The organism is Achromobacter semiaridum (assembly GCF_053543755.1).
Genome location: NZ_JBLVOL010000037.1, coordinates 87925 through 99255, shown reverse-complemented (window position 1 = coordinate 99255; position 11331 = coordinate 87925). Strand labels below are relative to the sequence as shown.

At 64.2% G+C, this 11331-nt stretch carries 11 protein-coding genes; 10 read left to right on the top strand and 1 reads right to left on the bottom strand.

All coding sequences use genetic code 11. The annotated features are described in order from the left end of the window. The 10 genes from ACNPP0_RS11675 to ACNPP0_RS11630 all read left to right on the top strand — a co-directional run. Window positions 1-1983 (top strand): O-linked N-acetylglucosamine transferase, SPINDLY family protein (locus ACNPP0_RS11675; RefSeq protein ID WP_448705958.1); only part of this gene is annotated, 1983 nt, incomplete at its 5' end. Then, window positions 1980-2750, top strand: coding sequence for a glucose-1-phosphate cytidylyltransferase (gene rfbF, locus ACNPP0_RS11670; RefSeq protein ID WP_277549415.1), 771 nt, complete (start codon window positions 1980-1982; stop codon window positions 2748-2750). The genes ACNPP0_RS11675 and rfbF, both read left to right, overlap by 4 nt. After that, window positions 2735-3805 (top strand): CDP-glucose 4,6-dehydratase, encoded by a 1071-nt coding sequence (gene rfbG, locus ACNPP0_RS11665; protein WP_448705957.1) that lies wholly within the window; start codon window positions 2735-2737, stop codon window positions 3803-3805. Before rfbF ends, rfbG begins: the two co-directional genes overlap by 16 nt. Continuing rightward, a complete protein-coding gene (locus ACNPP0_RS11660) occupies window positions 3802-4359 on the top strand; it encodes a dTDP-4-dehydrorhamnose 3,5-epimerase family protein (protein ID WP_448705956.1) in 558 nt (185 codons plus the stop codon). The genes rfbG and ACNPP0_RS11660 overlap by 4 nt, the downstream gene beginning before the upstream one ends. After that, window positions 4356-5597 carry a methyltransferase domain-containing protein gene (locus tag ACNPP0_RS11655; RefSeq protein WP_448705955.1) on the top strand — a complete coding sequence of 414 codons (1242 nt, stop codon included), beginning with the start codon at window positions 4356-4358 and terminating at the stop codon, window positions 5595-5597. Before ACNPP0_RS11660 ends, ACNPP0_RS11655 begins: the two co-directional genes overlap by 4 nt. Then, window positions 5597-6424, top strand: a complete 828-nt coding sequence (locus ACNPP0_RS11650; RefSeq protein ID WP_448705954.1) for an NAD-dependent epimerase/dehydratase family protein — start codon at window positions 5597-5599, stop codon at window positions 6422-6424. Before ACNPP0_RS11655 ends, ACNPP0_RS11650 begins: the two co-directional genes overlap by 1 nt. Beyond that, a complete protein-coding gene (locus ACNPP0_RS11645; RefSeq protein ID WP_259248575.1) occupies window positions 6425-7180 on the top strand; it encodes a cephalosporin hydroxylase family protein in 756 nt (251 codons plus the stop codon). 16 nt (window positions 7181-7196) lie between these two features. After that, a complete protein-coding gene (locus ACNPP0_RS11640; protein ID WP_448705953.1) occupies window positions 7197-7697 on the top strand; it encodes an acyltransferase in 501 nt (166 codons plus the stop codon). Between the two features lie 239 nt (window positions 7698-7936). Next, window positions 7937-8899, top strand: a complete 963-nt coding sequence (locus ACNPP0_RS11635; protein ID WP_448705952.1) for a hypothetical protein — start codon at window positions 7937-7939, stop codon at window positions 8897-8899. A gap of 302 nt (window positions 8900-9201) precedes the next feature. Then, entirely contained in the window at window positions 9202-9393 is a 192-nt protein-coding gene (locus ACNPP0_RS11630) for a putative motility protein (RefSeq protein ID WP_054426004.1), read from the top strand. 138 nt (window positions 9394-9531) lie between these two features. On the opposite strand, the gene lpdA is transcribed toward ACNPP0_RS11630, so the two are convergent. Next, window positions 9532-11328: a dihydrolipoyl dehydrogenase gene (gene lpdA / locus ACNPP0_RS11625; RefSeq protein WP_448705951.1), complete on the bottom strand. Its 1797-nt coding sequence runs from the start codon at window positions 11326-11328 to the stop codon at window positions 9532-9534. Window positions 11329-11331 lie beyond the last annotated feature (3 nt).

Genomic DNA, 11331 nt, shown 5'->3' with positions numbered 1-11331 from the left:
GGGGGGGCGATGGCCGTTGACCTGGGCGAGATGGCGGAGACTCTCTCGCTTGCCAAGCGCTACGGCCTGGTACAAGGGTCACCCCGGTCATGGTGCCGCATGCTGCACGCGACGCTGCAAGGAACACGGGGTATCGCACCCCTTTTTGGCATGTATGTCGGCGCGCAAGCCTGCCTGAGCCTGTACGCTCGCATCCTGACGCGATCCGGTCATCAGTCCAACCCCGGCGCCGCGATCGTTCCGCAAGCCAAGCAATTGCACGAGTTGATGACTCGGCATGCCTATCTTGAAGCTGAGCCGGTTGCGCGCCGCTTGACCAAGACCGCCCCTAAGTTCTGGGACGCCTGGGAGGCACTGACGATCTCGCTGTTCAGCACCGCCCGCTTGAACGACGCCATCTTGCCGTCGCTCAACATGATCAAACTGGCCCCGGCTGACCCGCAAAGCTATGTGGTCCTGTGCGCGTTGATGACCCGTCTGGGGCGCACTTCCGAAGCCATCGGCGCCGGGCGCCGCGCCGTAGAACTGGCGCCCGCCAGTGCGGAAGCCCACTCGGCGCTGGCAGACGGCCTGGCGACCGAGCGCCGCTACAAAGAAGCCGAAGCCAGCAATCGCCAAGCCATTTCGCTCAACCCTATGCACCGCAAGGCGCGGGTCAACCTGAGCAAAACACTGATCGACGCTGGCGATGTCGCGGCGGCAATTGACGCGGCCCGCGACACCGTGGCCGCGTTTCCCACCGAAAAGATGCCACGCAACAACCTGTTGTTCGCGCTGAACTATTCGGACGGCCACACGGCCGAGCAAATCTTCGAAGCCTATCGCGACTACGACACCGATCTATGCCAGGCGTTGCAGGCAAACTGGAAGCCGCACAAAAACAACCGGCGGCCGCAGCGCAAGCTGAAGGTCGGCTATGTATCGCCGGATTTCCGCCAACATTCAGGCAACTACTTCATCGAGCCCCTGTTCGCGCATCACGATCGCGACAATTTCGAGTTGACGGCCTACGCCGAACTGGTCAGCCCGGACGCCACGAGCGCGCGCCTGAGAACGTACTTCGACCATTGGGTGCCCACGGCCACGCTGACGGACGCGCAGTTGGCCGAGCGCATCCGCGCCGATGGCATCGATATCCTGATCGACGTCGCCGGACATACTGCGGACAACCGCCTGGGCGCCTTCGCCCGCAAGCCTGCGCCGGTCTCACTGACCTGGTTGGGCTTTGGCTATACCACGGGGCTGTCGGCCATCGACTACATCATGACAGACGCCGCCATGGTGCCCAAGGGTAGTGAACACCTGTTTTCCGAGAAGCCCTGGCGCCTTGCGCAAAGCAACTTCATCTACCGGCCGGGCGCCTCGATGGGTGACTTCGGCCCTCTGCCGGCGCAAACCAACGGCTACGTCACGCTGGGCACGCTGACCCGCGCGATCCGCATGAATGACCGTACGGTTCGCGTGTGGTCCGAAATCTTGCGGCGCCTGCCCCAAGGCCGCCTGGTGGTCGACAGCAACAGCTACCGTGACGGCCCCATGCAAGAGCGCCTGATTGCCCGCTTTGAAGCACAGGGGATCGAGCGTTCACGATTGATGGTCGGCTGCCACAGCCCCGCCTGGGACGTGCTGCGCAACATGGACATCGGCTTGGACTGCTTTCCGCACAACTCCGGCGTCACATTGGTCGAAACGCTGTACATGGGCGTGCCGTACATCACGCTTGCCGACCGCCCCAGCGTCGGCCGCATCGGCAGTTCCGTCCTGAACGGCATCGGCCGCCCGGAATGGATCGCCCAGACCGAAGAGGAATACATCCAGAAGGTCGTGGCCCTGGCCAGCGACTTGCCGACGCTGGCCCGCATCCGCGCCAATCTGCGCGCCGAGATGCACGCCAGCCCCTTGATGGACGAACCCGCGTTTGCCCGCAAGTTCGAAGCCGCCCTGCGCGGCATGTTCACTACCTGGTGCGAATCCCAAGCATGAAAGCCATCATTCTTGCCGGGGGCCTGGGCACCCGGATCTCTGAAGAAACCCACACGCGCCCCAAGCCGATGATCGAAATCGGCGGGCGGCCCATCCTGTGGCACATCATGAAAACGTACTCCGCCCACGGCGTGAACGATTTCGTGATCTGCTGCGGCTACAAGGGCTACATGATCAAGGAGTACTTCGCCAACTACTTCCTGCACATGTCGGATGTGACCTTCGACATGGCCGACAACCGCATGGAAGTGCACCAGCGCAAGGCCGAGCCGTGGCGCGTGACGTTGGTCGACACCGGTGAAACCACCATGACGGGCGGCCGCCTGAAGCGTGTGGCCGACTACGTGAAGGAAGACGAGGCGTTCTGCTTTACCTATGGCGACGGTGTGGCGGATATCGACATCAGCGCGCTGATTGCGTTTCATCGCAAGCACGGCAAGGCGGCCACGGTCACCGCCGTGCAACCGCCCGGACGCTATGGCGCGCTGCGCCGCGACGGCGACCGCGTGACCGGCTTTACCGAAAAACCGCGTGGCGATGGCGGCCTGATCAACGGCGGCTTTTTCGTGCTGTCGCCCAGCGTGCTGTCCTTGATCGATGACGACGACACGACCTGGGAAGCCGGCCCGCTGGAGTCGCTGAGCCGCGACGGCGAGCTGCATGCCTTTGAACACCTGGGCTTTTGGCAGCCAATGGACACGCTGCGCGAAAAGAACCTGCTGGAGTCGTTGTGGAGCACGGGCAAGGCGCCATGGAAAGTCTGGTGAACCCCAGCGCCGCGTTCTGGCGCGACAAGCGCGTCGTGCTGACCGGGCATACCGGCTTCAAGGGAAGCTGGTTGGCCCTGTGGCTGCATCGCCTTGGCGCGCAGGTTACGGGCATCGCCCTGCCCCCCGCCAGCGAGCCCAGCCTGTATCAAGCCGCCCGCATTGGCGACCTGATCAAGAGCTGCTATTGCGATATCCGCGACGCCGCCGCGCTGCGTGAACATGTCGTGGCCGCCCAGCCCGAGATCGTGCTGCACCTGGCCGCGCAGGCCTTGGTGCGGCCCAGCTACGCGCAGCCGCTGGACACGTTTGCCACCAACATCATGGGTACGGCGCATCTGCTCGATGCGCTGCGCGCCACGCCGTCCGCGCGTGTGGCGGTCATGGTCACGACCGACAAGGTCTACCGCAACAACGAATGGCCCTACCCGTACCGCGAAAGCGACACACTGGGCGGGCACGATCCCTACAGCGCCAGCAAGGCGGCTAGCGAACTGGTCATCGCGTCGTACCGCGACGCCTTCCTTCGCGCACAAGGCGTATCGGTCGCAACCGCGCGCGCGGGCAATGTCATCGGCGGCGGGGACTGGTCCGTGGACCGCTTGCTGCCGGACGCGGTACGCGCCTGGCAACGCGACGGCGAGTTGCATGTGCGGCGGCCGGATTCCGTGCGGCCATGGCAGCATGTGTTGGAACCCCTGGCGGGTTACCTGACGCTGGCCCAAGCCTTGTGGGCCGACTCGGCCCTGGCGGATGCCTACAATTTTGGCCCCGACGCTGCCGAGGCGGCGGCGGTGCGTACCGTGGTGGACCTGGCGCAAGATGCCTATGGCCGCGGACGCACGCGCTATGCCGAGCACATCGACGGCCCGCATGAAGCAGGCCTGCTGACCCTGGATACGGCCAAGGCGCGCGCCACGCTGCAAGTCACGCCGCGTTGGCCGCTGGCGCAGGCTGTGACGCGCAGCATGGACTGGTATCGCCGCTTTGACGCGGGTGAAGACGCGCGCGCGCTGTCCAACGCCGATATCGATTTGTACGAGGCCCGACCATGAGCCTGGACATTATCGACACGCCGCTGGCCGGCCTGAAGATCGTGCAACGCCATCCCCGTGGCGACGCGCGCGGCTTTCTGGCCCGCCTGTTTGATGGCGCCGACCTGCGAGCCTGCGGCTGGACCGGGGGCATGGAACAGGTCAACCATACCTACACCGCCCAGGCCGGCACCGTTCGCGGCATGCATTATCAACTGCCGCCCCACGCCGAGATGAAGCTCGTCAGTTGCATCCGCGGCGTCGTCTGGGATGTTGCCGTGGATGTGCGCCAGGGGTCTCCCACCTTTCTTCAGTGGCATGCCGAACGCCTGTCCGCCGACAACGGCCGCGCGCTGTTGATTCCGGAAGGCTTCGCTCACGGTTTTCAAACCCTGACCGATGACGTCGACATGCTTTATTGCCATTCCGCGCCGTATGTGCCCCAATCCGAGGCCGGCCTGCATTTCCAGGACGCCCGGCTGGGCATCGCCTGGCCCCTTCCCTTTACCCAAGTGTCCGAGCGTGATCAGCAACACCCCCGCCTGGACCCTGCATTTCCGGGAGTCGCACTGTGAAGTGCCGTCATTGCCAGGCTGAATTGCGCCTGCCCTTCCTGGACCTGGGCCACGCGCCCCCGTCCAACGCCTACCTGAGCGCCACCGCCCTGCGCGGCCCCGAGACCTGGTTTCCGCTGCGCATCCTGGTGTGCGAAACGTGCTGGCTGGTCCAGACCGAAGACCACGCCGGCCGCGAAGCGCTGTTCACCGACGACTACGCCTATTTCAGTTCGTTCTCGTCTTCCTGGCTGGCGCATTCGCGCCGCTACGTGGACGAGATGATCGGCCGGTTCGGCCTGAACGCCGGCAGCATGGTCACCGAGATCGCCGCCAACGATGGCTACTTGCTGCAGTACGTGCAGGCGGCCGGTATCCCCTGCTATGGCGTCGAACCCACCGCCAGCACCGCGCAAGCCGCCCGCGAGCGCGGCATCGACATCGTGCAACGATTCTTTGGCGTGGAACTTGGTGACGAGTTGGCCGAACAGGGCCGAGCGGCGGACTTGATCGCCGCCAACAATGTGCTGGCGCACGTGCCGGACATCAATGATTTCGTCTCGGGCTTTGCGGCGCTGCTCAAGCCCCAGGGCGTTGCCACGTTCGAATTCCCGCACTTGCTGCGCATGGTGCAGGAAAGCCAGTTCGACACCGCATACCACGAGCATTACTCGTACCTGTCGCTGACCGCCGTGTCGCGGATCTTCGCCGCCAACGGGCTGGCGGTGTTCGACGTAGAACCCCTGTCCACCCACGGCGGCAGCCTGCGCGTCTTTGCGCAACGCCTGGACACCGGCAAGCATGACGTTACCGCGGACGTGGCGCGCACCCTGGCCGAAGAGCAGCAAGCCGGCATGACCAGCCCCGCGTTCTATTCGCGCTTCCAGGAACAGGCAGAGCGGGTCAAGAACGACCTGCTGGCCTTCCTGGTGGAGCTGCGCCGCAGCGGCAAACGCATCGCGGCGTATGGCGCGGCCGCCAAAGGCAACACGCTGCTGAATTTCGCCGGCGTGCGCCCCGACCTGCTTGCCTACGTGGTGGACCTGAACCCCGCCAAACAAGACAAGTACCTGCCCGGCAGCCACATCCCCATCGTCGCGGAAGCCACGCTTCGGGAAGACAAGCCCGAGTACATCCTGATCCTGCCCTGGAACTTGAAGACGGAGGTGTCGGCGCAACTGGACTACGCGCGCCGTGAATGGCACGCCAAGCTGGTTACGGCCATCCCGTCCCTGTCCATCGAGAGCGCGGCGCAGTAATGAACAAGCAGCCGGTCACGGTATTGGGCGCCGCGGGCTTCATCGGCCGGCACCTGGTCGCGCGCCTGCGCGCCGCCGGCCCGCCTTGCCAGGCGCCGCCTCGCCAGGACCCTGGCTTGATGACGCGCCCCTTGGGCCACGTCATCTACGCCATTGGGCTGACTTCGGATTTCCGCAGCCGGCCTTTGGACACCGTGGAGGCGCACGTCTGCCTGCTGCGCAGCCTGCTTGCGGCCGGCAATTTCGACAGCCTGACCTACCTGTCCAGCACCCGGGTCTACGCGGGCTCTGCCGATACGCGCGAAAGCGCAATGCTTGCCGTCAACCCAAATGACCCGAGCGACCTCTACAACCTGTCCAAGCTGATGGGTGAATCGCTGTGCCTGCATGGTGGCCGCAGCGGCGCCAAAGTGGCGCGCCTGTCCAATATCGTGGGCCTGCGCGATACGCCCGACAGCTTTATCGACCAATTGCTGGAAGAAGGCGCGCGCGGCAACGGCATTACGCTGCGCACCTCGCTTTCTTCGCGCAAAGACTATCTCTACATCGACGACGCGGTGTCGCAAATATTGGCCATTGCGCAATCAGAAGACGCCAGCGGCATCTTCAACGTGGCGCATGGCGCAAGCGTCGACAACCGCGAAGTTGCCCACTGGTTGCAACAAGCACTGGGCTACCGCTGCAACGTGGCGCCCGATGCACCCGAATGGGCCTTTGCCGATGTGGACGTAAGCCGCATCCAGGCGCTTTGCGGCGGTGCGCCGCGCGCCTTCTCCGACTATTTCCCGAATTTTCTGGCGCAGTACCGCCTGCACAAAGGAATCTGAATGTCCTACCTTGAAACCACGCCCGACGCGCACCCCGAATACCGCCAGGAAAAGCAGGCCCGCATTGCCGGCTTCGCCACCGACCAGGAATTCCGCGAGCTGTCCATTGCGTGGCGCCAGATGGCGCTGGAACGCAAGTACATGAACAACTTCTCGTGGGCCGGGCGTCCGCTGATCCAACTGCCCATGGATGCCATGGCCATGCAAGAGCTGATCTGGGCCGTAAAGCCGGACTTGATCATCGAAACAGGCATTGCGCACGGCGGCTCGTTGATGCTGTCGGCGTCCATGCTGCAATTGCTGGGCGCGGGCGAAGTGGTGGGCGTGGACATCGAGATCCGCGAGCACAACCGCAAGGCCATCGAAGCCCATCCGCTGGCGCAGCGTATCCACCTGATCGAAGGCTCCAGCATTGATCCCGCGACCATCGCGCAAGTGCGTGCGCATGCAGAGGGCAAGAAGAACATCATGGTCTGCCTGGATTCGAACCACACGCATGACCACGTGCTGGCGGAACTGAATGCCTACGCCGATCTGGTCAGCGTCGGCAGCTATTGCGTGGTCTTCGACACCTTCGTGGAAGACATGCCGGCCGACTACGAATGGCCGGGCCGTCACTGGGGCAAGGGCAACAACCCCAAGACCGCGGTGTGGGAATGGATCAAGCAGCACCCCGAGTTTGAAATCGACCGCTCGGTGGAAGACCGCCTGCTGGTCACGTCCGCGCCAGACGGCTTCCTGCGCCGCAAGGCCTGACGAGCCAGGCGGCATTGTGATTCTGATCGATCCCACCGCGCGCGTGTCGCCGCTTGCCGACATCGAGGATTCCACGCGCGGCACGCGCATCGTGGTTGGCCCCAGGGCCGTGGTGGATTCCTTCGTCAAGATCAAGCCAGCGGGCGGATCGGGCGATGTAGAGATCGGGCCGGAATGCGTCATCAATTCCGGCTGCGTGCTCTACACCGGCAACGGCATCCGCATGGGCGCTCGCGTGGCCGTTGCGGCGAACTGCACGTTCGCTCCCGCCAACCACGAGTTCCGCCGTCGTGACTTGCCGATCCGTGAACAGGGGTTTCGTCCCAGCAAGGGCGGCATCGTGATTGAAGACGACGTCTGGATCGGCGCCAACTGCGTCTTGCTGGACGGGGCGATTCTGCACGAGGGCTGCGTGATTGCGGCGGGCACGATTGTGCGCGGCGAAGTCGCGGCATTCTCGATACAGGGCGGAAACCCGATGACGGTGCTGGGCTGGCGCGAAGATAGCGGCGCTTGAATGGGCTTGGTCGCATGACGCGGCCCATTCGTCTCGTTCGGCCTAGGCGGCCCCGCGCGGTCCGCTCCGCTCTGTAGGCCACGCCCCGCGCCGACAGGCCAAGTCGCCCGCATCCAACCGGCCGCTACGCCCAAACCTCACCAAACCGCACTTTTTCCACGCTATTCCCCTTTTGAGGTCCTTGCGGCTTACTTCATAATTGCCGTCGCACCACCTTTGTATCTATATTTTTCAGCCCCATGACCGCCACGCCCCCCGATCCTTTCGCTACGCAGCACGACAGCACGACGGATCCAGATGCCACGGCACCGGTCGATGATGCGCAGACTCGGCGTCTGCGCGAAGAGAACCGCGCGTTGCGCGAATTGCTGGCCGCCCAGGTGCAGGCCATTGCGCCGCCCTCCCCACAGCCCCAGCCCGAGCCGAGCTGTATACGCCGTATCGGCTGGGCGCTTATTTCCGCACCAGGCGCGGCGCTGGTTGGCTGGCGCGCCTTGCTGGGCCGTGACGATGATGCGCCGATTACCGGGCGCCGGGTTGGCTCGGCCACGTTGACCGTGCTGTACACCCTGGCCATCTATGCCGCGCTGGTGCTGCTTGTGGTGTCGTGGAACGCGCCGAACAACGGCATCACCGGCCCTGACGCGACGCCTGCTAGTTCGGGCCGCGTGCCGCTGACACGTTTGCCGCTGCAACCCGCCGATGGCTCCCCCAGCGATTGGGAAACGGCGGGGTCAACGCCTGTGCCGGCCCCAAACTTGCAGCGTGCGCCGTCTTCAGACGGGCTGCCTGCCGAGGTGCCGTCTGTGCCGCATGGGGAACCGTCGTCGAGCGAAGCGCTAAACGAAGCGGTAAACGGAGCGACTAATGGGGTGACAAACGAAGCGACAAATAGCGCATCAAATAGCGCACCGAGCGGCGCATCAAACGAAGCGTCAATCGCGACAGCAGCGGCCGCATCCAACATAACGCCAAGCGCCGCATCACCCGCGACATCAACCGCGCCGAAGTCCGCGCTGCGCATCACCGAGATTCCGGCTGTTAACCCCTTGGCCTGGGTTGACACCTTGCAGGGCGAATTGGCGCGTTGCGCTGAGTTGGGCTTTTTTGAACGGCCGGATTGCGCCTGGGAAGCACGCAGGCAGTTTTGCGAGCCGAACCAGGGCTGGGGCGTCGTCAAGGAATGCCCTGCCCGACCCTGACTTTGATCAGTCTGGCTTGGCTATTCCTACCTTGGTCGGCACGCACTCAGGGATCAGCTGAGGCATCAAGTCGGAATCAAGTCAGGTATCAAGTCAGGCACCCAGCCAGGCATCAACCCACTCACCAATCCGCGCACCCAATTACGCCCCCACGCTGTCACATCCCAGCCACGCAAACCACCGACAATTCTTTGCACCAAAGCCGCAAACCTGCGTAATAATGCGACATGTTTCTTTTGGCCAGGCCGCATCGGCTTAGCCGTATTGCCTGCCACACGCTTTCCTCCACAAGGACACACACCATGGATTCCATCAACAACACCGTCAACACCGCGCTGGCTTTGAAGGACGCGAATGTGGTCCAGGAAGTGCAGGCCACCGTGCTTAAGAAGGCGCTGAACGCGCAAGCCGATACGGTCGCAACGTTGATGCAGTCCGTGGCGCCGATGGCGATTGATAGCCAACTGGGTTCGCGCATCAATACCCAGGCCTGACGCGCACGCATTCAGTTCCACGGCGCCGCCCACCTGCGCGGCCGGCCGATAAAAAAGCGCCGGACCCTGAACAGGGCCGGCGCTTTTTGTTTGCCGTTGCGTGGCTTGCGTGAGGCGGCCAAGCCGCCCCACCGGCAATTACTTCTTCTTCATCGGCGGCAAGTCCGTGCACACACCCTCGGCCACTTCCGCCGCCATGCCCACCGATTCACCCAGCGTCGGGTGCGGGTGGATGGTCTTGGCGATGTCGACGACGTCGGCGCCCATTTCCACGGCCAGGGCCAGTTCGCTGATCAGGTCGCCGGCGTGGGTGCCCACGATGCTGCCGCCCAGGATGCGATGCGTTTCCGCGTCGAAGATCAGCTTGGTAAAGCCTTCGTCGCGGCCGTTGGCGATGGCGCGGCCGGAGGCTGCCCACGGGAACACGCCCTTCTCGATCTTGATGCCTTGCTTCTTGGCTTCGTCTTCGGTCAGGCCCACCCATGCCACTTCCGGATCGGTGTAAGCCACCGACGGAATGACGCGGGCGTCAAAGAACGACTTCTGCCCGGCGGCGGCTTCCGCTGCCACGTGGCCTTCGTGCACGGCCTTGTGCGCCAGCATCGGCTGGCCGACGATGTCGCCAATGGCGTAGATGTGCGGCACGTTGGTGCGCATCTGGCGATCGACCTCGATGAAACCGCGGTCGGTCACGGCGATACCGGCCTTGTCGGCGCCGATCTTCTTGCCGTTGGGGCTGCGGCCCACGGCTTGCAGAACCAGGTCGTAGCGTTGCGGTTCCTTGGGCGCGCCCTCGCCTTCGAAGGTGACGTAGATGCCGTCTTTCTTGGCTTCGGCGCCCACGGTCTTCGTCTTCAACATAATGTTGTCGAAGCGATAGGCGTTTTTCTTTTGCCAGACCTTGACCAGATCGCGGTCGGCGCCTTGCATCAGGCCGTCCAGCATTTCCACGACGTCCAGGCGTGCGCCCAGCGTGGAGTACACCGTGCCCATTTCCAGGCCGATGATGCCGCCGCCCACGATCAGCATCTTCTTGGGTACTTCACGCAGCAGCAGTGCGCCGGTGGAGTCGACGACGCGGTCGTCCTTGGGCATGAACGGCAGCTTCACCGACTGGCTGCCGGCGGCGATGATGGCTTGCTTGAAGCGCAGCGTCTGGCTCTTGCCGTCGGCGGACGTCACGGTCAGGTGGTAGGGGTCGGCGAATTCGCCCACGCCCGTCACCACGGTGACCTTGCGGGCCTTGGCCATGCCGGCCAAACCACCGGTCAGCTTGGCGACCACGCTGTCCTTGTAGCCGCGCAGCTTGTCCAGATCGATTTTGGGCTCGCCAAAGCTGATGCCATGGGCAGCCAGCTCGCGGGCTTCGTCGATGACGGCAGCGTTGTGCAACAGCGCCTTGGACGGAATGCAGCCCACGTTCAGGCAGACGCCGCCCAGCGTTGCGTAGCGTTCGACCAGGACCACGGACAGGCCCAGGTCGGCGGCGCGGAAGGCGGCGGAATAGCCGCCGGGGCCCGCGCCCAGCACCAGCATGTCGTATTCACCGTCGGCCGAACCCTTGAAGCTGGACGCGACGGGTGCGGCAGCCTTGGCGGCCGGCGCCGCGGCGGCTTCGGCCTTCTTGGGGGCTTCGGCAGCCTTGGGGGCATCCTTGGCCGGGGCTTCCTTGGCGGCGGGCGCGGCGGCGGCATCCGATGCCTCCACTTCCAGCACGACCGCGCCTTCGGCAACCTTGTCGCCGACCTTGACGGCAATGGACTTCACCACGCCGCCTTGCGACGCCGGGATCTCCATCGAGGCCTTGTCCGACTCAACGGTGATCAGGCTTTGTTCGGCCTTGATCGTGTCGCCCACGGCAACCAGCACTTCGATGACTTCCACTTCCTTGAAGTCGCCGATGTCCGGCACTTTGATTTGAACGGTATTGCTCATAGG